Raw genomic sequence first — 21,134 nt, 5'->3', positions numbered from 1 at the left:
TGCTTAGATGGGGCGGTTCTCGTCCCGCTCCACGGGCTGGTACTGGGGCAGGAGCAGGACGTAGGTGGCGGGAACCCAGAGCAGGGCCGCCACCAGGGGGCCGATCAGGTAGCCGAAGCCGGGGAAGGCAGCGCCGGTGGCCATGCGGGCGGCAAGCTGCAGGACCTGCACCATGAACAACAGGGGAAAGACCTGCAGCGCCTGCTGCAGCAGGGGAAACCACAGGATGCGGCGGGACAGGCTGGAGGCGATGTAGCTCATCAGCACGTAGGCCAGGGCGTGCTGGCCCATGAGGCTGCCGTCCGCCACGTCCATGGCCAGGCCCAGGATGAAGGACCAGCCCATGCTCACCTTGCGGAATTCGCGCACGCTCCAGAAGCACAACACCAGGGCCACCCAGTCGGGCACCCCGGGCCAGTGGGCGGTGGGCATCAGATTGAGCAGCAGGGCGAGCACCAGGGTCAGGGTGATGAACCAGGGACGGACCGGCAGCAGGATGCGGGAGGAGGTAAAGGTCGGCTGCATGGCTTAGTTCCCGACGCTGCGCTTGATGCGGCGCACCTTGGAGGAGGCAGGCTTGTCACCTTCGGCCGGGGTGGCGGAGGCCTCGGCCGGCCGGGGCGGCAGGGCCTCCCGCGGGTTGAGGATCATCACTTCGCCGAAATGCTCGACCCCGGCCACCGGGACGCAGATGATGCGGGCGAAGGAGTAGGTGGTGTCCCGCTCCATGTGCACCACCTTGGCCACCGGGAAGCCGGCGGGGAAGATGCCGTCCAGGCCCGAGGTCACCAGCACGTCGCCGTTCTGCACGTCGGCGTTGGCCGGCATGTAGCGCAGCTCCAGCTGGCCGTTGCCGAGGCCGAAGACGACGGAGCGCAGGCCGCTGCGCACCACCTGCACGGGCACGGCCTGGTCCTTGTCGGTGATCAGGGTGATTTCGGAAAGCAGGGGATAGACCCGGGTCACCTGGCCGATGACGCCCAGGTGGTCCACCACCGGCTGGCCGGCCAGCACGTTGTCCTGCATGCCCTTGTCCACGATGACGCGGCGGGAGAAGGGGTCCCGGGCGGCATAGAGGATCTGGGCCAGCTGGCCGCCGGTGGGCAGGCGTTCCTTGACCCCCAGCAGTTCGCGCAGGTGGCGGTTTTCCGCCTCCAGGTGCTGGTGCCGCTGCAGGATGGTGGCCGCCTCCAGCTGGGTGTGCTTGAGCTGGTCGTTTTCCTTCTGCAGGGAAATCAGGCTGGCGAAGTATTCGTCCACCTGGGAGAAGCCCTTGGAGGGCGCATGGGCCAGCATCTGCAGGGGGGTGGTGAACACCGCCACGCCCTGGCGCACCCATTCCAGGTAATGGAACTTGTGGTCCAGCACCATCAGGGAGATGGAGAGGCCCAGATAGAGGGAGAGCAGGGCCAGGGGAGCCGGGCCGCGCTTGAAGAATGGCGGTGGAGAGTGGTCGATGCCGGCCACGTCAGACTTTCCGGGGAGTTACATGACCGCGCCGCGAAGGCTGCGGAAAAAACCAAGCCCCGGCACTGGCCGGGGCGGTGGTGGGAAGGGAGGAGAGCGGGGTGTCGGGGATCGGCTGGCGTTCCCGTTCCATGCTCATCCTCACCCGGTACGGCCTTACTCGGAGGCGAAGATGCTGCCGAGCTTGTCCATCTTTTCCAGCGCCATGCCGGAGCCGCGCACCACGCAGGTCAGCGGGTCCTCGGCGACGATCACGGGCAGGCCGGTCTCTTCCATCAGCAGACGGTCCAGGTCCCGCAGCAGAGCGCCGCCGCCGGTCAGGACCATGCCCTTCTCGGCGATGTCCGCGCCCAGTTCGGGCGGGGTCTGTTCCAGGGCGCTCTTCACGGCGGAGACGATCTGGTTCAGGGGATCGGTCAGGGCTTCCAGGATTTCGTTGGAGGAAATGGTGAAGCTGCGGGGAATGCCCTCGGCCAGGTTGCGGCCCTTCACTTCCATTTCCTTCACTTCGGAACCGGGGAAGGCGGAGCCGATTTCCTTCTTGATGTTCTCGGCGGTGGTCTCGCCGATCAGCATGCCGTAGTTGCGGCGGATGTAGTTGATGATGGCTTCGTCGAACTTGTCGCCGCCCACCCGCACGGAACCGGCATAGACCATGCCGCCCAGGGAGATGACGCCCACTTCGGTGGTGCCGCCGCCGATGTCCACCACCATGGAGCCGGTGGCGTCGGCCACGGGCAGGCCGGCACCGATGGCCGCGGCCATGGGCTCCTCGATCAGGTACACCTGGGAGGCGCCGGCGCCGATGGCGGATTCGCGGATGGCGCGACGTTCCACCTGGGTGGAGCCGCAGGGCACGCAGATGATGATGCGCGGCGAGGGGGAGAACATGCGGGAATCGTGGACCTTCTTGATGAACTGCTTGAGCATCTGCTCGGTCACGGTAAAGTCCGCGATCACGCCGTCCTTCATGGGGCGGATGGCGGTGATGGAGCCGGGGGTCTTGCCGAGCATCTGCTTGGCTTCCTTGCCGACTGCCTGAATGGTTTTCTTGGCGTTGGGTCCGCCTTCGAGGCGGATGGCGACCACAGAGGGTTCGTCGAGAACGATGCCCTGACCGCGCACGTAGATCAGCGTGTTGGCGGTGCCCAGGTCGATGGCCAGGTCGTTGGAGAAGTAGCTGCGGAGAAAGCCGAACATGGGGTATTGAATCCGTAAAACAGCGGGGAGAAGGGGATTTATGATACCTTATATCGCTTTGCAGCATAAGTTTTTGCCTAGAATTTAATCACCCGGCGCTTCGCCGGCTTTCACCCCCAGCCAGCCCATGTCCCTTACTCCCGATCAGGTCCGGCGCATCGCCCATCTTGCCCGCATCGAAACCTCCGAAGCGGAAGTCCAGACCACCCTCGAGCACCTCAACGGCATTTTCTCCCTGATCGAGGAAATGCAGGCCGTGAACACCCAGGGGGTCGAGCCCATGGCCCACGCCCAGGACCTGGCCCAGCGCCTGCGGGACGATGTGGTCAGCGAAAGCGACCGTCGCGCCGCCTTCCAGGCCGTGGCGCCGGAAACCGAAGCCGGGCTCTACCTGGTGCCCAAGGTCATCGAATAGGCGGGAGCGCTGCCGCGCCCTTGCTTCGCGCCCTCCCCTGCCCCCGACTCGCTCCCTACCGACCATGCTCAATTCCAGCCTTAAAGAACTCGCCCAGGCCCTGGCCGGCAAGAAGATCTCCAGCGTCGAGCTGACCCAGCTGTATCTGGACCGCATCAACCGGCTCAACCCGGCCATCAACGCCTACGTCTCCACCCAGCCGGAGCGCTCCCTGGCCCAGGCCAAGGCGGCCGACGCCCGCCTCGCCGCCGGCGACGCCGGCCCCCTGACCGGCATCCCCCTGGCCCAGAAGGACATCTTCTGCGCCGAGGGCTGGCTCACCACCTGCGGCTCCAAGATGCTGGCCAACTTCGTCAGCCCCTACGACGCCACGGTGATCCAGAAATTCGACGCCGCCGGCGCCGTGAATCTGGGCAAGACCAATATGGACGAGTTCGCCATGGGCTCCTCCAACGAAACCTCCTTCTTCGGCCCGGTGAAGAACCCCTGGGACCAGAGCCGCGTTCCCGGCGGCTCCTCCGGCGGTTCCGCCGCTGCCGTGGCGGCCCGCCTGGCCCCCGCCGCCACCGGCACCGATACCGGCGGCTCCATCCGCCAGCCCGCCGCCCTGTGCAACCTCACCGGCCTGAAACCCACCTACGGCGTGGTTTCCCGCTGGGGCATGATCGCTTTCGCCTCCTCCCTCGACCAGGCCGGCCCCATGGCCCGCTCCGCCGAGGACTGCGGCCTGCTGCTCAACGCCATGGCAGGCTTCGACCCCAAGGATTCCACCAGCCTGGAACGTCCGGTGGAGGACTACACCCGGGAGCTGAACGCCCCCGCCTCCGCCAAGCCCCTGGCCGGCCTCAAGGTCGGCCTGCCCAAGGAATTCTTCGGCGAAGGCTGCGACGCCGCCGTGATGGCCGCCATCCAGGCCGCCATCGAGCAGTACAAGGCCCTCGGCGCCGAGATGGTGGAAGTGAGCCTGCCCAACATGAAGCTGTCGGTGCCGGCCTACTACGTCATCGCCCCGGCCGAAGCCAGCTCCAACCTGTCCCGCTTCGACGGCGTGCGCTACGGCTATCGCGCCTCCGAGTACGACAGCCTGGACGACATGTACGCCAAGAGCCGGGCCCAGGGTTTCGGCGCCGAGGTGAAACGCCGCATCCTGATCGGCACCTACGTGCTCTCCCACGGCTACTACGACGCCTACTACCTGCAGGCCCAGCGCATCCGCCGGCTCATTGCCGAGGATTTCGTCGCCGCCTTCAAGCAGTGCGATGTGATCCTGGGGCCCACCAGCCCCTCCACCGCCTTCAAGCTCGGCGACAAGGCCGGCGACCCGGTGCAGATGTACCTTTCCGACATTTACACCATCGCCGTGAACCTGGCCGGCCTGCCCGGCATGTCCCTGCCCTGCGGCTTTGCCGAGGGCCTGCCGGTGGGTCTGCAGCTGATCGGCAACTACTTCGACGAAGCCCGCCTGCTCAACGTCGCCCACCGCTACCAGCAGGTCACCGACTGGCACGGGCGCGCGCCCGCCGGCCTGGAGTAAGGCGGATGGGGCTGCCTGGTCGCCGCGGCGCATGGGTACTGGTTCTTGGCGGCATCATCGCCACGATCCTTGCCGGATGCGCCACGCCGCCCCCCCCTGCCGAGCCTCTGCCGGACAACGTGGCCAGCGAACCGCCGCCGGCGGACAAGTACGATTTCAGCCGGCCCCTTAAGCACCTCAACGGCCGCAACCTGAAGCCCATTCCCACCCGGCCCCTCAACGTCGCCGGCAACTGCGCCTTCCGCGATCCCACCGGCTACCGGGGCAACATCCAGCTGCAGGTGAAGGAAGCCGAAGTGAAACGCTTCACCGCCAAGGTGGATGTGCCGAAGAAGGGCTCCTGCCAGTTCGCCCTGAAGGACTTCCGCCAGGTGGAAACCCTGCCCCAGGTGCGCCTGGCCGCCGCCGACGGCTGCTCGGTGCGCATGTGGGAGCAGGACAAGAAAGTGACGGTGGCCTTCAACGGCTGCCAGGCCCAATGCAGCGGTGAGGCCGTGGATTACCTGTGGCCCATCCAGCTGGAACGCCGCAGCTGTTTTTAACGCTTGAATTTTTGCTTTCGAGAACGACATGAGCGCACGCAACTGGGAAGTGGTCATCGGCATCGAGACCCACGCACAGCTCTCCACCCAATCCAAGATTTTCTCAGGCTCCTCCACCGCCTTCGGCGCCCAGCCCAACGTCCAGGCCAGCGCCGTGGACCTGGCCCTGCCCGGCGTGCTGCCGGTGCTGAACCGGGGCGCCGTGGAATGCGCCATCAAGTTCGGCCTCTCCATCGGCGCCGAGGTGGCGGCAAAGTCCGTCTTCGCCCGCAAGAACTACTTCTACCCGGACCTGCCCAAGGGCTACCAGATCAGCCAGTTCGAGCTGCCGGTGGTGGTGGGCGGCGGTGTGCGCATCCAGGTCGGCCAGGGTGACAAGGCTTACGAGAAGGTGGTGCGCCTGACCCGGGCCCACCTGGAAGAGGATGCCGGCAAGTCCCTGCACGAGGACTTCCACGGCAAGTCCGGCATCGACCTCAACCGGGCCGGCACCCCCCTGCTGGAGATCGTCACCGAGCCCGACATGTGCTCCTCCGCCGAGGCCGTGGCCTACGCCAAGGCCCTGCACGCCCTGGTGCGCTGGATCGGCATCTGCGACGGCAACATGCAGGAAGGCTCCTTCCGCTGCGACGCCAACGTCTCCGTGCGCCGCCCCGGCGAGCCCCTGGGCACCCGTCGCGAAATCAAGAACCTCAACTCCTTCCGCTTCCTGCAGCAGGCCATCGACTACGAAATCCAGTGGCAGATCGACACCCTGGAAGACGGCGGCAAGATCCAGCAGGCCACCGTGCTGTTCGACCCGGATTCCGGCGAGACCCGGGTCATGCGCACCAAGGAAGACGCCCACGACTACCGCTACTTCCCCGATCCCGACCTGCTGCCCCTGGTCATCTCCCGGGAGTGGGTGGAGCGCACCAAGGCCACCCTGCCGGAGCTGCCCGAGGCCAAGCGCCAGCGCTTCATGGAGCAGCTGGGCCTCTCCGCCTACGACGCCACCGCCCTCACCGCTTCCCTCGAAGTGGCCGACTACTTCGACGCCGTGGTGACCGCCGCCGGTGCGGCCAACGCCAAGAGCGCCGCCAACTGGGTCATGGGCGAACTGTCCGCCCGCCTCAACAAGGAGGACAAGGACATCGCCGCCTCCCCGGTGAGCGCCGCCCAGCTGGCCGGCCTCATCGCCCGCATCGCCGACAACACCATCTCCAACAACATCGCCAAGAAGGTGTTCGAGGCCCTGTGGAACGGCGACGGCGCCAGCGCCGACGAAGTGATCGAGAAGCAGGGCCTGAAGCAGATCACCGACACGGGCGCCATCGAGAAACTGGTGGACGAGGTGCTGGCTGCCAACGCCGCCAACGTGGCCGAGTACAAGGCCGGCAAGGAAAAGGCCTTCAACGCCCTGGTGGGCCAGGTGATGAAGGCGGCCAAGGGCAAGGCCAATCCCCAGCAGGTGAACGACCTGCTCAAGGCCAAGCTGGGCGGCTGATTGCCAAACCTTGGCCAGACTCCTGAAAAGGGCAGCAGCAGCTGCCCTTTTTCTTTGCCGGCCCCGCTTTTTCCCGGATTTGATTCACCTCTTTCCGGAACGGGGGGCGCTTCATTACCATGGCCGCCATGAGCCGCTACCAGACCCTCGCCCTGCAAACGGAAAAGCTGATCAGCGACGGCCTGCTGCGGGCTGGCGACCGGCTGCCCTCGGTGCGCCAGGCCTGCCGCATCCACGACGTCAGTCCGGTGACGGTGTTGCAGGCCTACTATCTGCTCGAAGGCCGGGGGCTGATCGAGGCCCGGCCCAAGTCCGGCTACTTCGTCCGGGCCCGGCTGGGCCAGGCCCTGCCCGAGCCGGAAATGACCCGGCCCCAGGGCCAATCCACCGCCCTCGATGTCAGCGACTTCATTTTCGAGATTCTGGAAAGCGTCAAGAATCCGGCGGTGGTGCCCTTCGGCTCCAGCTTCGCCAGCCCGGAGCTGTACCCCCTGGACAAGCTGGGCCGCTGCCTCGCCGCCGCGGCCCGCCACCTGGACCCGCGGGCCACGGTCACCGACCTGCCGCCGGGCAACGAGGAACTGCGCCGCCAGATCGCCCTGCGCTACCTCTCCCGGGGCGCCAACGTCTCGCCCCAGGAAATCGTCGTCACCTCCGGCGCCATGGAAGGCCTCAACCTCTGCCTGCAGGCAGTGACCCGGCCCGGGGACCTGGTGGCCATCGAATCCCCCACCTTCTACGCCAATCTCCAGGCCATCGAGCGCCTCGGCCTGAAGGTCATCGAAATCCCCACCCACCCCCGGGAAGGCATCAGCCTGGCAGCCCTGGAGGATGCCCTGCGGCAGCATCCGATCAAGGCCTGCCTGTGCATGCTGAACTTCTCCAACCCCATCACCGGCAGCCTCAGCGACGCCCGCAAAGCCGAGCTGGTGGCCCTGCTGGCCCGCTACCAGGTGCCCCTGATCGAGGACGACGTCTACGCCGAACTGTACTTCGGCGACCAGGCGCCGGCCCACGCCAAGGCCGAGGACCGGCACGGCCTGGTGCTGCACGTCTCCTCCTTCTCCAAGTCCCTGGCGCCGGGTTACCGCATCGGCTGGGTGGCCGGCGGACGCTTCACCCAGAAGATCCAGCGCCTCAAGCTGACCACCAGCCTGGCCACCACGGTGCCGGTACAGATCGCCCTGGCCGAATACCTCAAGCACGGCGGCTACGACAACCACCTGCGCCGCCTGCGCCGCACTTTCTCCCTGCAGGAGATCGCCATGGTCGGCGCGGTGGAGCGGCACTTCCCCGCCGGCACCCGGCTGGCCCGGCCCAGCGGCGGCTACTTCCTCTGGGTGGAGTTGCCCCCGGGCGTGGACACCCTGGCGCTGCACCGGCTGGCCCTGGACCAGGGCATCAGCATCGCCCCCGGCCCCATCTTCTCCGCCAAGCGGGAATACGGCCACTGCCTGCGCCTCAACTACGGCCACCCGTGGACGCCGGCGACGGAAAAGGCCATCGCCGTCCTTGGCCAGATCATCGACAGCCTGCTGCCTCGCTAAGGGCACAGAAGCGGGGCGCGGCCCCGCCGCACTTTTCCCCCTCCCGATTTTCCCCTCCCGCCGAATCCTCATAAAGGACGCTTGCCGGGTCCAAGACGGGGCGTTCGTCGCGACGGCACGGGCAGCTGCCGCTGCCCCACCTCAAAAAAAAGGGGAACGACCCGAAGGCCGTTCCCCGCAGTGCTGCTGCCGTGTAACTCTTTGGCGGGTGCCGCCTACTTGCCTTTGCGGGCGCCGTTCTGTTCCAGATAGGTCTTGGCGCGCAGGCCGAGGTCAGCTGCCTTCACCTGGTACTGCCAGACTTGCTCGGCCCACAGGGTGGCCTGGTTCCAGTCCTTCTTCCTGGCGGCGTCTTCATGCTTGGCCTTGGCGTCCTTGATCTTGTTCAGTTGATCGACGGCGTCGTCCATCATGTTCACCACATCCGGGAAGTCCTTGTAATTCACGGAGGTGATGTAGCCGACCACCTGATCGATGACGGCCTGGGTATCGGCCACCTTCTTCAGCTGCTTCTTGTAGTCGTCTTCGCTGTAGATCGCCTTCTCGGCACCAGCGGTCTTGGTCGCCTTCCAGCCCTTCGGCTTGACCAGGAGGTAGCCCTGCATTTCCAGGTGCAGCGCGGAGCAGAACTCGGTGCAGTAGTAGGGATAGACGCCTTCCTTGTCGGCCTTCAGTTTCACCGTGACGGTCTTGCCCGGCTCGACGGAAGCGTGGACGTTGTAGGTGGAGACGGTGAAGCCGTGGGTCTCGTCCTGGGCCCGTTCCAGGTTGGTCAGGTGGATGGTGATTTCGTCGCCCACCTCGGCCTCGATGGTTTCCGGGGTGATGTGGGAGCGGATCAGGGTGCCGAAGACCTCGATCTTGTTGCCCTTTCTCACCGTCTTCTCTTCACCGGCCCGCACGGCACCGGCACTGGGCGCATCGGTGCGGCTGTTGGTGCCCACCTTGTAGCGCACGCCGGGCTTCAGCTTGGCGGCATCGATGGCGACGACGTAGTGGGGCTCACCCAGGGGGATGGGCATGTCGTACAGGAGCTGCATCTTGTCGTTGCTGATGTCGATCAGCTGGTGATTCTGCGGATGCAGGGGGCCCACCGGGGTGAAGCGGTCGATGGAGAGCTTGTTCATGGCCACCAGATAGCGGCCCTTGGGGTCCATGGAATCGCCTTCCATGGTCATCAGGTGGCCCACGTTGTAATGCACCGCGATCTTGTCCAGCACCCGGCCCTCGCAGTAGTCCCACTTGGCGATCTGGCTGTCCACATAGAGGGAGGTATAGGCGACGCACGACTTGGAGTCGTACTGGGTATGCAACGGGCCCAGGCCCACCTGCACGGTCTTGTGCAAGGTCTCTTTCATGCCCAGCACCGGGATGCCGTAGGCATCCTTGGCCTCGAAGTTGCCGGCCTTGATGGCGGCCTGGATCTTCTCCCAGGAATAGACGATGACGTGGGTGTCCAGCTTGCCGGAGACGGTGATGAATTTGCCATCCGGCGAAACCATGACGCCGTGGGGCGACTTGGGTTCGGGAATGAGGAAGAGGATGCCTTCCTTCACCGCCGTCTCGATGGAGAGCACGTTGTGGCCGTTGATCTTCTTGGCCATGCCCTTGGCCACCAGTTCGGCGGCCTTCTTCCAGTTCACCACGTGCATGTAGTCGGTGTCCTTGGCGGAACAGCCGGCTTCATAGGGCGGGCGGCCCTTCTCGATGCCGCCGACGTAGCGCTCGGAACAGAAGGAGTTGGTGAAGGACCAGCCGTCGGACGGCCCCTTGCCGGCGTCGGAGAGATCCTGGCTGTAGGGCGGCAGTTCGACGGAGAAGGAATCCTTGGTCTGGATGCGGCCTTCCTTGCGGTCGAACTTCCAGTAGGTGACGCCGCCCCGGTACTTCTCGTTGAACTCTTCCAGGGGCACGAACTTCTTGTTGTCCAGGGGGGCCGCGTACTGGGCCGCCTCGATGATGTACTCGGTATTGGGGGTGACGAAGGCGCCGCCGTGCTCGGAACGGAAAATGGGGTTGGCGACGATCTGCTTGGTCTCGAAGTCCCGCAGGTCGATCACCGCCAGGCGCGGATTGGCCTTGTCGTTGATGAAGAGGAACTGGCCGTCGTACTTGCCCTGGGTCTCGGACATGGCCGGGTGGTGGGTGTCGCCCCAGGTGATGTCGCGACCGTCGATCCTGCCCTGGGCCAGCACCGCCTTGGATTCCTCGTCGTAGCCGTAGCCCTGCCAGGGCTCGGGGGTGAACACGCCGATGTACTTGAGGATGCGCATGGAGGGAATGCCATACACGATCACCTGGCCGGACTGGCCGCCGGAGGAGAAGGCGACGAACTCGTCGCGCTTGCCCGTCGGCACATAGGTCTTGGCCGCCGCCAGCAGGTCCTGCTGGGACAGGTTGCGGCGCTTCATCACGTCCTGCAAGGACTCGGCCCCGGCGGCAGAGCCGGCCCACAGGGCGCCGATGCCCAGGGCTGCGGCGAGAAAGGCCGCAATGGGTTTTTGAGGTTTCATTGAACGCTCCCCTTTTGAAATATGGACCCGCCTCCCTGACGGAGGCGGACGCCACGGCAGCAAACGGGCTGCCATGACTGCCGCGTCAGTAAACCACCGGGACTCTCCGGGGAACGGGGGCAGAACACCGGATTTCCGATAGCTACAGATCGGCACCGATATCAAAACCGTAGCCGACCGCGGGGCACTTCAGGCCGAGCGACGCAGGGCATGGCGCAGCTCGCCGCCTTCCGGCACGACGCTGCAGGGACAGGGCGAGAAGTTTTCCATGCGGTCGATGCGGGGCAGGTGATTGACCCGCTGCACCACGCCCTGCTGGGCCAGCTTGCGCACGGCCCGGGAAAGATAGGCCGGGCTGCAGCCGATGCGTCGCGCCAGGATGGCCATGGGCAGGGGGCCCGCCGGCTCCGGCGGTGCCGGCGACAAATGGGCGCAGGTCTCGCCGCAACGCAGGTAGCAGACCAGCCGCTCGGCCACGGAGAAGGCCACGGTCTTTTCCCGCTCCTGTTCCAGGCGGGCGATGTCGGCGGCGATGCGGGCCGCCAGCCGGTGCCGGAACTCGGGCACGGTGGCCAGCCACAGGTCCAGCAGTTCCACATCCACGTGGACCACGGAGGAATAGGTGATGGCCCGCACCTGGTAGCCCGGCACTGTGGCCCCGGCATGGAGGCATTCCAGGCCGAACAGGTCGGATTCGGCGAGGATGCGCATGCAGCGCTCGTTGCCGTCCGCCGTGGTGATCAGCAGCTCCATGCGGCCATGCTGGATGTAGAACAGGCCCGGCCGGTCGTAGCCTTCCAGCACCAGGCGGCCGGGACCGTAGCGCCGCAGGCAGACATGACGGTCGGCCAGTCCCTGCTCCGTGTTGGCAATCAGACCTGGCAGCAGGTTGCGCATCGGCTCGCCTCCAATTCGTGACTAGGAGCCGCGGGCCAGTTTGCGCTGCAGGGTGCGGCGGTGCATCTTCAGGGACTTGGCCGCCGCGCTCTTGTTGCCCTTGTATTCCGCCAGGACCCGCTCCAGGAACTCCCGCTCCAGCTCCCTCAGGCTCTTGCCCGGCCCCCCCGGAGCAGCGGCCGGCAATGGGGCCCAGCTGAGGGACAGGGCATCCGGGACTTGCCCCGGGGCAACGGACTGCAGGGGAATCAGGCCCGGCAGGCGGGCTGCCATTTCCGCCATGTCCGCCATATCCCACTCCACACCGCTGGGCTGAACCAACAGGGCAACGACTTTCATCACCGGCTCCAAGAACTGTATGGGAGCCGAGTAGACCATTCCCCTGTCGGCAATAACAGCGTCAGAACTTCGCTAATTCGCTAGGAACAGTTGCCCCGGACGACAAAAAAGCCCCGGTGCCTGGGACAGGCGGACCGGGGCTGGCGGGAGTACGCGATTACAGGGAGAAAAAGCGGGCCACCGGCCGGCCGAAAAAGGCGGTGAGCAACAGCAGCAGGGGCGTCAGCAGGATGAAGGCCCGCAACAGCCAGGCGATGAAGGGGTGGGCCCGGTGGGATTCGATGAAGTGGCGGGCCACCAGGGTGCCCTTGCCCCACAAGATGGCGGCCACCAGCAGGGGCAGCCAGGCCGCCCCGTGGAACCATTCCCCCAGGAACAGGCTGAGGAAGGTCAGGACCACCAGGGCCAGCCAGGGCAGAACCGGCGCGCCGGGGGGCAGCAGGGAAGATGGGGAGGACGGATGCATGGCGTCGGTCTCCTTCAGGCCAGGACGTAGAACAGGGGATAGAGGATCAGCCAGATGATGTCCGTGGCGTGCCAGTAACTGGCCAGGGCCTCCAGGCCGCTGTGGTCCTCCCGGGAATAGCCGCCCAGGACCAGCCGCACCAGCACCCAGAGCATGCCCAGGATGCCCCAGGAGGCGTGCACCAGATGGTTGAAGGTCAGGTAGTAATAGACCGTGTAGAAAATGCCGGCGCTGCCGTCGATGCCCTGGGCCAGGTTGCCGGTGATCTCGTAGACCTTCACCACCGGGTAGCCGAGGGCCACCACCAGGGCCGCCACCAGCCACAGCACCGCCTGCCGCCGGGGCCGGCCGGCGCGCAGGGCCGCCACGGCGCAGGCGACGAAGAAGCTGCTGGTGACCATGAGCACGGTGATGGTGGTGCCCGCCGTCTTGTTGAGCAGTTCCGAACCGTTGGCAAAGGCCTCGGGGTAATGGGCCCGGGCGATGAAATAGACGGCGAACATCAGGGCGAACTCGACGAATTCGCAGGTGATGCCGACCCAGATGCCCTTGTTGCCGGGAATCCAGCCCCTGCCCTGGGCAAGGCTATGCCCCGGCCCGGACTGCCCCAGGCCGCCGATGTCGATTTCCGGCTTGATGACCGCCTCCATCCTGCTTCTCCTCATGACCCCACGGTCCGGACTGTCCGGACATGGGCCCCATTGTTCCCCCTCCCGCCGCCCGGCGGCGGGTACAGCCGGTGAGCTTTTCCATGGGAACAGCCGGGACTCCCAGTCTGGCACTTCGGATCGGGGCAATAATTTGATGGGAATCAAGGCCATGTACAGGTCTGGGAGTGCCCTGGATGAAGGTCGGCCGGCAATCTGTTCCTATCGAAAACACGACTTACTGAATCTGTGTCCAAATCCTGGCCGGTGTTCTACTCGCAGCAACGGAAATCCCCCTATTCCCATTGCCAGCGAAAGACCGAGCATGAGCCACAAGACCGTCAACAAGGTACAGAGCGCCCGCATCGCCCTGTACCGCAACAAGCGCCAGATCCACCCCCGGGCCGTCAGCGGCCGCTTCAACAGTCTGCGCTGGCTCATGGTGTGGGCCACCCAGATCGTCTTCTACGGCGCCTGCTGGCTGGAGTGGGACGGCCGCCAGGCCCTGCTGTTCGACATCGTGCACGAGAAGCTGTACCTCTTCGGCCTGGTGCTGTGGCCCCAGGATGCCCTGCTGCTGGCCCTGGTGCTGATCCTCTCGGCCACCGGCCTGTTCCTCGTCACCGCCGTGGCCGGCCGCCTCTTCTGCGGCTTCGCCTGTCCCCAGACGGTGTACACCAGCATCTTCATGTGGGTGGAGGCCAAGGTGGAAGGGGACCACCTGGCCCGCCTGAAGCTGGCCGAGCGGCCCCTGGACGCTGACAAGCTGCTGCGCAAGGGCGCCAAGCACGGCCTGTGGCTGGCCATCGCCCTGTGGACCGGCATCACCTTCGTCGGCTACTTCACCCCCATCCGGCAGCTGCTGCCCCACCTGGCCGCCTTCACCCTGGGCCCCTGGGAAGCCTTCTGGCTGATCTTCTACACCCTGTTCACCTATGTGCAGGCCGGCTTCACCCGGGAGATGGTGTGCCAGCACATGTGCCCCTATTCCCGCTTCCAGGGTGTCATGTTCGATCCGGAAACCCGCAACGTGGCCTATGACGCGGCCCGGGGCGAGCCCCGCGGCGCCAGGCGGCAGAGCGGCCTGGGCGACTGCATCGACTGCGGCATCTGCGTCCAGGTCTGTCCCACCGGCATCGACATCCGGGACGGTCTGCAGTACCAGTGCATCAACTGCGGCCTGTGCATCGACGCCTGCGATACGGTCATGGACAAGGTGGGCAGCCCCCGGGGCCTGATCCGCTTCGCCTCGGAAACCGAACTGGCCAGCGGCCGGCAGAGTTCCCGCCACTGGAAGCGGCCCCGCCTGGCCGTCTACGCCACGGTGCTGGGCTGCTTCACCCTGCTCGGCGCCTGGACCCTGTCCGAGCGCTCCCTGCTGCTGGTGGACGTGCTGCGGGACCGGGGCTCCCTGGTGCGGGAAACGGCGGAGGGCGACTTCGAGAACGCCTACACCCTGAAGCTGATGAACCTGGCGGAGCAGGAGCGAGAATTCGAAGTGCGGGCGGAAGGCCTGCCGGGCATCCGGATTCAGGGAGCGCAGCGCTTCGCTGCCCCCGCCGGCGCCACGGCCCCGGTCCATGTCACCGTGGCCGTCCCGGGGCCGGCGGAGCGGCAAGGCATCCAGCCCATCCGCTTCCACATTGTCGCCGTGGACGATCCGCGTACCCGGCGGGAGGAACGCAGCACCTTCGTCCTGCCCTGAGGGCTCAGGAGAACAGCCACAGGGCCAGGAAGCCGCTGCCGATGGTGAGCAGGGTATTGCGCTGCCAGGCCGCCACCGCGATGGCCACCAGGCCGGCCCAGAAGCGGGGCCCCAGGCGCAATTCCCCGGCCGCCAGGAACAGTTCCGGCGCCACCAGGGCGCTAAGGGCGGCGATGGGCACGAACGGCAGGGCGGCAACGAACCAGGCGGGCGCCCGGTAACGCCCCTCGGCGGCAATGAAGGAGAGGCGGATGAGGAAGGTCAGCAGCCCCGCCGCCCCGAACAACAGCCACAGTTCGCCGTTCATGGCCGCGGCTCCCCTATGCCCCGCCGGGGCAGGAGCAGGACGCCGGCCACCAGACCGGCCAGGGCGGCGCAGAACAGGCCCAGCTTGTAGGGCAGCGCCGCGGCAACCACGGCCACGGCCGCCGCCACCAGGGCCGCCGCCAGCCGGCTGCGGCTGTTGATGAGGGGCACCACGATGGCGATGAAGGTCAGGGGCAGGGCGAAGTCCAGGGGCAGATCCGCCGGCAGCCCCCGCCCCAGCAGCACCCCGGCCAGGGTGGCCAGCTGCCAGCTGCTCCACAGGGCCAGGCCGCTGCCCAGCAGCAGCCAGTGGCGCATCGCCTTGTGGGCCGGGTCGAGCAGGTAGGGAATGGCGGCGGCGTAGGCCTCGTCGGTCAGCAGATAGGCCAGGGCCAGCTTCCAGCGCCAGGGCAGATGTCCCAGCAGGGGCGCCACCGAGGCGCTGTACAGGGCATGGCGCAGGTTGAGCACCGCGGCGGCGCCGACCATGAGCAGAAGGGGAGCGCCCACGCCGATCAGCTGGGCCAGGAGGAACTGGGCCGAACCGGCGAAGACCACGGAAGACATGAGTACCGCCGCCAGGGGCGGGATGCCCGACTGCAGCGCCACCACGCCATAGATGACGCCAAAGGGCGCCACCCCCACCAGCAGGGGCAGCAGCGCCCGTAATCCCAGGAGGAAAGCCCCCCGGGGCGTCAGCCCGGCCCCAGTCGGGCCGGAAGTCTCAGCGGGGGCGTTCAACAGCCGGTGGCGGTGCGGGGTGTACCAGGGCGGGATGCAGGCCGGCAGGATTGGCGGCCCGGGCCCGGGTCAGTTCGATGTAGCGGCGCTTGTCCTGGTCGTACTTGCTGCGGATCTGCTGCAACTCCTGATTCTTGCGCTCCAGCAGCTCCTTTTGCAGACGCAGGTCGTATTCCGCATCCCGGATGTTCTTGCCCAGTTCGGAGGGCGCCGGGCGGTGCTTGTAGAACTCCATTTCGTCCTGCAGCCGCTTCAGGTGTTTCTGGGCATCGGCCACCTTGTTTTCGGACTGCTTGATCTGGCCCTGCATTTCCTGCTCATTGCGGCTCCGGATCAGGTCGATGTCCTTCTCGCTGCTATAGGTGTTGAGCAGGGCCGTATCCTTGCGCGCCTGTTCCTTCTGGGCGGCCTCTTCCTCCTTGCGCCGCTGCTCGTCCCTGACCTTCTGCGCCTGCTGTTCCGGCGTCAGGGGAGGCCCCACTTCCCGGGCCACGCCCAGGGAATTGAGTTCCTTGTAGGCGCGCTTCTGGCACTGGGGCGGCAGGGTGTCGCCGCAGGTCTTCTGGCCGTCCACCTCGCAGCAATAAAGCTTGACCAGGCGATTCGGGTCTTCGCCGGACCTGGGGGGGGCCGCCCAAGCCGGCAGCGCCACGCCCCCGGCCAGGACCAGGGAAAGCAGCTTAGACGCGGGATACCCCATATTGGCTCCTGTAGGCGGCAACCGCCGCCTGATGCGCGGCCAGCTCACCATGGCTGGCCAGGAAGGTCATCAAATCTTCCAGCGTGGCCACGGCCACCACCGGAATGCCGTAGTCCCGCTCCACTTCCTGCACTGCGGAAAGTTCGCCGGTGCCCCGCTCCATGCGGTCCAGGGCGATGACGACGCCCGCCGGGGTGGCCCCGGCGGCACGGATCAGTTCCACCGATTCGCGCACGGAAGTGCCGGCGGAAATCACGTCGTCCACGATCAGCACCCGACCCTGCAGGGGGGCGCCGACGATGGTGCCGCCTTCGCCGTGGTCCTTGGCTTCCTTGCGGTTGAAGGAATAGGGCAGATTGCGGCCCTGGCCGGCGAGGGCCACGGCCACCGCGGCCACCAGGGGAATGCCCTTGTAGGCCGGGCCGAAGAGCAGGTCGAACTCAAGGCCGGAGGCGGCGATGGCTTTCGCGTAGAATTGGGACAGCCGCAGGAGAGAGTCCCCGTCGTTGAACAGGCCGGAGTTGAAGAAATAGGGCGAAAGCCGCCCGGCCTTGGTCTTGAACTCGCCGAAACGCAGCACCTGGCGGGCCACGGCGAACTCGATGAACTCCTGACGAAAATCCATAACGATCCTGTTTCCTAATTATTCCGATCGCCGCCTGGCGCGGCGCAACAAGGCAATGTTACGCATCATCTCCCTCAATCTCAACGGCATCCGCTCCGCCTTCAACAAGGGCCTGGCCGAATGGCTGGCCGCCCAGGACGCCGACATCGTCTGCCTGCAGGAACTGAAGGCCCAGGCCCCGGACCTGACCCCGGAAATGTCCAATCCGCCCGGCTTCACCGGCTATTTCCACTATGCCGAAAAAAAGGGTTACAGCGGCGTCGGCCTGTGGTGCCGGCAGCAGCCGGACCGGGTCAGCGAAGGCATCGGCCATGCCGGCTTCGACGCCGAAGGCCGCTACATCCGCGCCGATTTCGGCAATCTCTCGGTCATTTCCGTGTATGTGCCCTCCGGCTCCAGCTCGCCGGAGCGGCAGGAAGCGAAGTTCCAGTTCATGGACGAATTCGCGCCCGTGCTCGCCGCGCTCCAGGCCGAAGGCCGGGAAGTGGTGCTGTGCGGCGACTGGAACATCGCCCACCGGGAAATCGACCTGAAGAACTGGAAGGGCAACCTGAAGAATTCCGGCTTCCTGCCCGAAGAGCGGGCCTGGATCGGCGACCTGTTCGAGCACAAGGGCTGGGTCGACGTGTACCGCCGCCTGCATCCGGAAGCCACCGGCGAGGCCTACACCTGGTGGTCCAACCGGGGCCAGGCCCGGGCCAAGAACGTGGGCTGGCGCATCGATTACCATATTGCCACCCCCGGCATCGCCGCCACCGCCCGGGAGGCCTTTGTCTACAAGGAGCAGCGCTTCTCCGACCACGCTCCCCTGATCGTGGACTACGACTTCGCCCCCGCCTAGGCCCCTGTCATTTGCCGCCTGCATGGGCGCGTTGATTTTGGGGCGGACTCCCGTTACTCTGGTCAACTCGCACTGACGGCCCTGCTGTGAGCCCCGCTGCAAGATTTCCGCAACATACTCCGAGAAGAGGAATCGCCATGAATGCCAATACCGATCTGTCCGCCGTCTCCAAGGAAAAGCTGGTCACCGACCTGAAGGTGGTGGTTGCCGACGCCGAAGAACTGCTGCGCGCCACCGCCAGCTCCGCCGGCGAAAAGGTTTCCGAACTGCGCGAGAAAATCCAGGACCGCCTGCGGGACGCCAAGATCCGCCTGGCCGACGCCGAAGCCGCCCTGGTGGACAAGACCAAGGCCGCCGCCCGCGCCACCGACGACTTCGTCCATGAAAACCCCTGGAAGGCCGTCGGCATCGCCGCCGGCGTGGGCCTGCTGCTCGGCGTCATCATCGGCCGCCGCTAAGCCGCAGCCGTAACGCCTCCCGGAAGGACGGCGCGTGCTCCGGCACGCGTGGCGCGCCTTCCGGGTTTGTTTTTCCGTTCCATCCCGTTCCACTTCCACTCCGGTAAACCCATGGCCGATCAAAGCGCGGGCTTCTTTGCTTCCCTGAAACGTCTGCTCGCCACCCTGGTGGCGACGGGCAAGACGCGCCTGGAACTGCTCGGTGCCGAGCTGGAAGAGGAAAAGATCCGTCTCACCCAGCTGCTGGTGTTCAGCGTCGCCGCCCTGGTCTTCCTGTGCATCGGCATGGTGCTGCTGGTGGCCCTGGTGGCTGCCGCCTTCTGGGAAAGCCGCATCGTCATCTTTGCCGTTTTCTCCCTGATCTTCATCGGTGGCGGCCTGGCCCTCACCGCCACGGCCCTGCGCCTCTCCCGCCGCCGCTCCGGCCTCTTCGCCAGCAGCATCAGTGAGCTGCAGGCCGATCTGGAAGCCCTGCGCGCCGCCCAGGCCGAGGCCGACGGGGAACAGCCCCGGCCATGAACGAGCGCCTGCTCGAGCTGGCCCACAAGCGGGGCCGCCTCTCCGCCAAGATCCAGGCCCAGCGCGAAGCCCTGGCCCGGGACAGCTGGCCCCTGGCCACCACCCTGGGAGCCGCCGACACGGGGGCCCAGGGACTGCGCTGGCTCAGGGAACATCCGGGAACCGTGGGCGCCGGCCTGGCCTTCAGCTTCATCCTGCGGCCGAAGCGGGTCTTCCGCTGGCTGCGGCGCGGCTATTTCGGCTGGAAGACCTACGTTGCCCTGCGGCAGCGCCTGAACGACCTCAGCCAACGCAGCCGGGGCTGAGCCATGGCCCCGCCCGAGAACACGGCGGCCACCGCCGCCGCCGACCCTGCCCCTGTCCCTGAAGAAACGCTGCTGCGGCAGATTCTCGCCGCCCAGAAGCGGCAGTCGCGCCAGGTCATCACGGAAGTGCTGCAGATGCGGGGACTGATGCCCCTGCTGATGAAGACCCGCAATGGCGGCCACTGGACCACCGAGGAAAAGGCCGAACTGCTGCGCCACCTGCGGCGCCTCTCCCGCCTCTCGCCCTACCTGCTGTTCCTGCTGCTGCCGGGCTCAGCCCTGATCCTGCCCTTCTACGCCTGGTGGCTGGACCGCCGCCGGCTGCGCCGCAACGCCCTCAGATAATCCCCACGCCGGAAATTTCCCGGGCCAGGGTCGCCGCCGCGTTGTCGGTCATGGCGCCGACGTAATCCAGCACTTCCATGTAGGCGGCGTAAAGCCCGGCCTCGCGCCGCACCGGCACCTCCAGCAGGGAGAGGGCCGTCTTCTGCCGGTTGTCCACCTCGCCGCTGCCCGTCACCTGGGCATGCACCGCCGGCACCAGCACATCCAGGATGGAAGCCAGGCAGGGATAGGCCGCCAGTTCGGTCATGACCTTGCTCTTGTGGCGGTAGACCCGGCGCCGGGCCAGGTCCTTGGCCTCGGAGAGGACCCGGTCCACATCCTCCGGACAGGCCGCCAGCAGGTCCTTGGCGCCGGTGCTTTCGCTGAAGGTGCCGTCGGTGAGGGAGCGCAGGTTCTTGATGAAGGCTTCGCTGATGGCATTGACGCAACGCCCCACGGCGACGCCGCGCAGCATGGCGCAGCGCTGGCGGGCGCCGGGGCTCTCCCACACCCGGCCGCTCTCGGCGGCGGCCAGGGGATTGATCAGGCGCTCGAACTCCTCCACCTCCAGGATGCCCATTTCCACCGCATCCTCCAGGTCCAGGATGGCGTAGCAGACGTCGTCCGCCGCCTCCATCAGGTAGGACAGGGGATGGCGCCCCCAGCGGTCGCCGCTCCGGGGCAGTCCCAGGGCCTCGGCCACGGCCTCGAAATAGGCCAGTTCGGACTGGTAGAAATTGAACTTGCCCGGCTTGGGGCTGGCGGCCACGGTCCACGGATACTTGATCATGGCCCCCAGGGCGGCGGCGGTGAGGCGCATGCCGCCTTCGTTGGCGTACATCTCCAGGCGGGAGACCATGCGAAAGCCGTGGGCGTTGCCCTCGAAGGTCTGCACATCGAGGCGCTCGGCCTCGGACAGGCCGGTCAGGAAGGAAGCGTTGCGGGCATCGCGGAACCAGGCCCGCAGGGCATCCTCGCCGGTGTGGCCGAAGGGGGGATTGCCGATGTCGTGGGCCAGGCAGGCCACCTGCACCACCATGCCCAGGTCGAAGGGGGTGATGCCCTCCGGCAGATAGCCCTGCTCGGCCATCATGGCCCCCACCCGGTTGCCCAGGCTGCGGCCGACGCAGGCCACTTCGACGCTGTGGGTGAGGCGGTTGTGGGTGTGGTCGTGGGTGGCCAGGGGATGGACCTGGGTCTTGCGCCCCAGGCGCCGGAAGGCGGTGGAGAAGACCACCCGGTCGTGGTCGATGTGATATTCGGTGCGCAGCCCCGCCGCCCCTTCCGCCGCCGTGGATGCCCGGGCCTCGATGATCTCGCCGGCCTTGACCTTGAAGCGGCGGGTGGAAAGACGTTGCTGCCAGAGGCTGGCCAGTTGACGGTCATTCATGGAATGGGTGAGCCGGGGATGGGGAGCAGGGATTCCGATTATACGGTGGCGCCTTGGCGTTTCGGGGCCCGGCAGGCACAATGGCTGCCCATAAGACCGGCCTCGCCCCCGTTTCCGGCTGAATTCTCATCTAAGCTTAAAGAACAAAAAAGCTACGTCACCTCCGG

The 21,134-nt window shown here is 66.6% G+C and carries 24 protein-coding genes; 11 read left to right on the top strand and 13 right to left on the bottom strand.

Annotated elements, in window-relative coordinates; all coding sequences use genetic code 11:
• Positions 1-3 precede the first annotated feature (3 nt).
• The 3 genes from mreD to AC3QLZ_RS11380 all read right to left on the bottom strand — a co-directional run bounded on the left by mreD (position 4) and on the right by AC3QLZ_RS11380 (position 2,667).
• On the bottom strand, positions 4-525 hold the full coding sequence (gene mreD / locus AC3QLZ_RS11390) for a rod shape-determining protein MreD (protein ID WP_014235997.1): 522 nt from the start codon (positions 523-525) through the stop codon (positions 4-6).
• A gap of 3 nt (positions 526-528) precedes the next feature.
• On the bottom strand, positions 529-1,467 hold the full coding sequence (mreC, locus tag AC3QLZ_RS11385) for a rod shape-determining protein MreC (RefSeq protein WP_014235996.1): 939 nt from the start codon (positions 1,465-1,467) through the stop codon (positions 529-531).
• Positions 1,468-1,623: 156 nt separating this feature from the next.
• On the bottom strand, positions 1,624-2,667 hold the full coding sequence (locus tag AC3QLZ_RS11380) for a rod shape-determining protein (RefSeq protein ID WP_014235995.1): 1,044 nt from the start codon (positions 2,665-2,667) through the stop codon (positions 1,624-1,626).
• Between the two features lie 127 nt (positions 2,668-2,794).
• Here AC3QLZ_RS11380 and gatC point away from each other — a divergent pair, with 127 nt between their 5' ends.
• The 5 genes from gatC (at position 2,795) to AC3QLZ_RS11355 (ending at position 8,191) form a co-directional block, all read left to right on the top strand.
• On the top strand, positions 2,795-3,082 hold the full coding sequence (gene gatC / locus AC3QLZ_RS11375) for an Asp-tRNA(Asn)/Glu-tRNA(Gln) amidotransferase subunit GatC (RefSeq protein ID WP_014235994.1): 288 nt from the start codon (positions 2,795-2,797) through the stop codon (positions 3,080-3,082).
• A gap of 64 nt (positions 3,083-3,146) precedes the next feature.
• On the top strand, positions 3,147-4,616 hold the full coding sequence (gene gatA, locus AC3QLZ_RS11370) for an Asp-tRNA(Asn)/Glu-tRNA(Gln) amidotransferase subunit GatA (RefSeq protein WP_014235993.1): 1,470 nt from the start codon (positions 3,147-3,149) through the stop codon (positions 4,614-4,616).
• Positions 4,617-4,621: 5 nt separating this feature from the next.
• Positions 4,622-5,158: a hypothetical protein gene (locus AC3QLZ_RS11365; protein WP_014235992.1), complete on the top strand. Its 537-nt coding sequence runs from the start codon at positions 4,622-4,624 to the stop codon at positions 5,156-5,158.
• Positions 5,159-5,186: 28 nt separating this feature from the next.
• The gene (gatB, locus tag AC3QLZ_RS11360; RefSeq protein ID WP_014235991.1) at positions 5,187-6,644 is read left to right on the top strand and encodes an Asp-tRNA(Asn)/Glu-tRNA(Gln) amidotransferase subunit GatB; all 1,458 of its coding nucleotides are present in this window, start codon (positions 5,187-5,189) and stop codon (positions 6,642-6,644) included.
• A gap of 128 nt (positions 6,645-6,772) precedes the next feature.
• Complete coding sequence (locus AC3QLZ_RS11355; protein ID WP_043798743.1) at positions 6,773-8,191, top strand: aminotransferase-like domain-containing protein; 1,419 nt, start codon at positions 6,773-6,775, stop codon at positions 8,189-8,191.
• A 215-nt stretch (positions 8,192-8,406) separates the two neighbouring features.
• On the opposite strand, the gene nosZ is transcribed toward AC3QLZ_RS11355, so the two are convergent.
• The 5 genes from nosZ to AC3QLZ_RS11330 all read right to left on the bottom strand — a co-directional run bounded on the left by nosZ (position 8,407) and on the right by AC3QLZ_RS11330 (position 13,056).
• Positions 8,407-10,704, bottom strand: a complete 2,298-nt coding sequence (gene nosZ / locus AC3QLZ_RS11350) for a Sec-dependent nitrous-oxide reductase (protein WP_014235989.1) — start codon at positions 10,702-10,704, stop codon at positions 8,407-8,409.
• 189 nt (positions 10,705-10,893) lie between these two features.
• Complete coding sequence (locus AC3QLZ_RS11345; protein WP_014235988.1) at positions 10,894-11,601, bottom strand: Crp/Fnr family transcriptional regulator; 708 nt, start codon at positions 11,599-11,601, stop codon at positions 10,894-10,896.
• 21 nt (positions 11,602-11,622) lie between these two features.
• Positions 11,623-11,940, bottom strand: coding sequence for a helix-turn-helix domain-containing protein (locus AC3QLZ_RS11340; RefSeq protein ID WP_014235987.1), 318 nt, complete (start codon positions 11,938-11,940; stop codon positions 11,623-11,625).
• A gap of 157 nt (positions 11,941-12,097) precedes the next feature.
• Positions 12,098-12,406, bottom strand: coding sequence for a hypothetical protein (locus AC3QLZ_RS11335; RefSeq protein WP_014235986.1), 309 nt, complete (start codon positions 12,404-12,406; stop codon positions 12,098-12,100).
• A 14-nt stretch (positions 12,407-12,420) separates the two neighbouring features.
• On the bottom strand, positions 12,421-13,056 hold the full coding sequence (locus AC3QLZ_RS11330; RefSeq protein WP_014235985.1) for a cytochrome c oxidase subunit 3 family protein: 636 nt from the start codon (positions 13,054-13,056) through the stop codon (positions 12,421-12,423).
• 322 nt (positions 13,057-13,378) lie between these two features.
• Here AC3QLZ_RS11330 and ccoG point away from each other — a divergent pair, with 322 nt between their 5' ends.
• Positions 13,379-14,758 (top strand): cytochrome c oxidase accessory protein CcoG, encoded by a 1,380-nt coding sequence (gene ccoG / locus AC3QLZ_RS11325; protein WP_014235984.1) that lies wholly within the window; start codon positions 13,379-13,381, stop codon positions 14,756-14,758.
• Between the two features lie 4 nt (positions 14,759-14,762).
• Here the strand turns inward: ccoG and AC3QLZ_RS11320 are convergent, their stop codons facing one another.
• The 4 genes from AC3QLZ_RS11320 to pyrE are packed head-to-tail and all read right to left on the bottom strand — an operon-like array spanning position 14,763 to position 17,130.
• Positions 14,763-15,065 carry an AzlD domain-containing protein gene (locus AC3QLZ_RS11320; protein WP_014235983.1) on the bottom strand — a complete coding sequence of 101 codons (303 nt, stop codon included), beginning with the start codon at positions 15,063-15,065 and terminating at the stop codon, positions 14,763-14,765.
• The gene (locus AC3QLZ_RS11315; protein WP_014235982.1) at positions 15,062-15,805 is read right to left on the bottom strand and encodes an AzlC family ABC transporter permease; all 744 of its coding nucleotides are present in this window, start codon (positions 15,803-15,805) and stop codon (positions 15,062-15,064) included. The genes AC3QLZ_RS11320 and AC3QLZ_RS11315 overlap by 4 nt, the downstream gene beginning before the upstream one ends.
• On the bottom strand, positions 15,789-16,505 hold the full coding sequence (locus AC3QLZ_RS11310) for a hypothetical protein (protein WP_014235981.1): 717 nt from the start codon (positions 16,503-16,505) through the stop codon (positions 15,789-15,791). The genes AC3QLZ_RS11315 and AC3QLZ_RS11310 overlap by 17 nt, the downstream gene beginning before the upstream one ends.
• Positions 16,486-17,130 (bottom strand): orotate phosphoribosyltransferase, encoded by a 645-nt coding sequence (pyrE, locus tag AC3QLZ_RS11305; RefSeq protein ID WP_014235980.1) that lies wholly within the window; start codon positions 17,128-17,130, stop codon positions 16,486-16,488. The genes AC3QLZ_RS11310 and pyrE overlap by 20 nt, the downstream gene beginning before the upstream one ends.
• A 55-nt stretch (positions 17,131-17,185) precedes the next feature.
• Here pyrE and AC3QLZ_RS11300 point away from each other — a divergent pair, with 55 nt between their 5' ends.
• The 5 genes from AC3QLZ_RS11300 to AC3QLZ_RS11280 all read left to right on the top strand — a co-directional run bounded on the left by AC3QLZ_RS11300 (position 17,186) and on the right by AC3QLZ_RS11280 (position 19,598).
• Positions 17,186-17,971 (top strand): exodeoxyribonuclease III, encoded by a 786-nt coding sequence (locus AC3QLZ_RS11300; protein ID WP_014235979.1) that lies wholly within the window; start codon positions 17,186-17,188, stop codon positions 17,969-17,971.
• A gap of 137 nt (positions 17,972-18,108) precedes the next feature.
• Entirely contained in the window at positions 18,109-18,429 is a 321-nt protein-coding gene (locus AC3QLZ_RS11295; RefSeq protein ID WP_014235978.1) for an ElaB/YgaM/YqjD family protein, read from the top strand.
• Positions 18,430-18,540: 111 nt separating this feature from the next.
• Complete coding sequence (locus AC3QLZ_RS11290; protein ID WP_014235977.1) at positions 18,541-18,948, top strand: phage holin family protein; 408 nt, start codon at positions 18,541-18,543, stop codon at positions 18,946-18,948.
• Positions 18,945-19,253, top strand: a complete 309-nt coding sequence (locus AC3QLZ_RS11285; RefSeq protein ID WP_014235976.1) for a YqjK-like family protein — start codon at positions 18,945-18,947, stop codon at positions 19,251-19,253. The genes AC3QLZ_RS11290 and AC3QLZ_RS11285 overlap by 4 nt, the downstream gene beginning before the upstream one ends.
• A gap of 3 nt (positions 19,254-19,256) precedes the next feature.
• Entirely contained in the window at positions 19,257-19,598 is a 342-nt protein-coding gene (locus AC3QLZ_RS11280) for a hypothetical protein (RefSeq protein ID WP_014235975.1), read from the top strand.
• On the opposite strand, the gene AC3QLZ_RS11275 is transcribed toward AC3QLZ_RS11280, so the two are convergent.
• Positions 19,591-20,967, bottom strand: coding sequence for a deoxyguanosinetriphosphate triphosphohydrolase (locus AC3QLZ_RS11275; protein WP_014235974.1), 1,377 nt, complete (start codon positions 20,965-20,967; stop codon positions 19,591-19,593). The two genes, AC3QLZ_RS11280 and AC3QLZ_RS11275, sit on opposite strands and share 8 nt — an antisense overlap.
• Positions 20,968-21,134 lie beyond the last annotated feature (167 nt).

The sequence above is a fragment of the Azospira sp. MPR-LB4 genome (genome assembly GCF_058809525.1).
This window is presented reverse-complemented; position numbering and strand designations above follow the sequence as displayed.

Bases quoted from the DNA above. Each gene is read 5' to 3' on its own strand.
- mreD (WP_014235997.1), bottom strand. From the start codon at position 525: ATGCAGCCGACCTTTACCTCCTCCCGCATCCTGCTGCCGGTCCGTCCC.
- AC3QLZ_RS11380 (WP_014235995.1), bottom strand. From the start codon at position 2,667: ATGTTCGGCTTTCTCCGCAGCTACTTCTCCAACGACCTGGCCATCGAC.
- gatC (WP_014235994.1), top strand. From the start codon at position 2,795: ATGTCCCTTACTCCCGATCAGGTCCGGCGCATCGCCCATCTTGCCCGC.
- gatA (WP_014235993.1), top strand. From the start codon at position 3,147: ATGCTCAATTCCAGCCTTAAAGAACTCGCCCAGGCCCTGGCCGGCAAG.
- AC3QLZ_RS11365 (WP_014235992.1), top strand. From the start codon at position 4,622: ATGGGGCTGCCTGGTCGCCGCGGCGCATGGGTACTGGTTCTTGGCGGC.
- gatB (WP_014235991.1), top strand. From the start codon at position 5,187: ATGAGCGCACGCAACTGGGAAGTGGTCATCGGCATCGAGACCCACGCA.
- AC3QLZ_RS11355 (WP_043798743.1), top strand. From the start codon at position 6,773: ATGAGCCGCTACCAGACCCTCGCCCTGCAAACGGAAAAGCTGATCAGC.
- nosZ (WP_014235989.1), bottom strand. From the start codon at position 10,704: ATGAAACCTCAAAAACCCATTGCGGCCTTTCTCGCCGCAGCCCTGGGC.
- AC3QLZ_RS11345 (WP_014235988.1), bottom strand. From the start codon at position 11,601: ATGCGCAACCTGCTGCCAGGTCTGATTGCCAACACGGAGCAGGGACTG.
- AC3QLZ_RS11340 (WP_014235987.1), bottom strand. From the start codon at position 11,940: ATGAAAGTCGTTGCCCTGTTGGTTCAGCCCAGCGGTGTGGAGTGGGAT.
- AC3QLZ_RS11335 (WP_014235986.1), bottom strand. From the start codon at position 12,406: ATGCATCCGTCCTCCCCATCTTCCCTGCTGCCCCCCGGCGCGCCGGTT.
- AC3QLZ_RS11330 (WP_014235985.1), bottom strand. From the start codon at position 13,056: ATGGAGGCGGTCATCAAGCCGGAAATCGACATCGGCGGCCTGGGGCAG.
- ccoG (WP_014235984.1), top strand. From the start codon at position 13,379: ATGAGCCACAAGACCGTCAACAAGGTACAGAGCGCCCGCATCGCCCTG.
- AC3QLZ_RS11320 (WP_014235983.1), bottom strand. From the start codon at position 15,065: ATGAACGGCGAACTGTGGCTGTTGTTCGGGGCGGCGGGGCTGCTGACC.
- AC3QLZ_RS11310 (WP_014235981.1), bottom strand. From the start codon at position 16,505: ATGGGGTATCCCGCGTCTAAGCTGCTTTCCCTGGTCCTGGCCGGGGGC.
- pyrE (WP_014235980.1), bottom strand. From the start codon at position 17,130: ATGGATTTTCGTCAGGAGTTCATCGAGTTCGCCGTGGCCCGCCAGGTG.
- AC3QLZ_RS11300 (WP_014235979.1), top strand. From the start codon at position 17,186: ATGTTACGCATCATCTCCCTCAATCTCAACGGCATCCGCTCCGCCTTC.
- AC3QLZ_RS11295 (WP_014235978.1), top strand. From the start codon at position 18,109: ATGAATGCCAATACCGATCTGTCCGCCGTCTCCAAGGAAAAGCTGGTC.
- AC3QLZ_RS11290 (WP_014235977.1), top strand. From the start codon at position 18,541: ATGGCCGATCAAAGCGCGGGCTTCTTTGCTTCCCTGAAACGTCTGCTC.
- AC3QLZ_RS11285 (WP_014235976.1), top strand. From the start codon at position 18,945: ATGAACGAGCGCCTGCTCGAGCTGGCCCACAAGCGGGGCCGCCTCTCC.
- AC3QLZ_RS11280 (WP_014235975.1), top strand. From the start codon at position 19,257: ATGGCCCCGCCCGAGAACACGGCGGCCACCGCCGCCGCCGACCCTGCC.
- AC3QLZ_RS11275 (WP_014235974.1), bottom strand. From the start codon at position 20,967: ATGAATGACCGTCAACTGGCCAGCCTCTGGCAGCAACGTCTTTCCACC.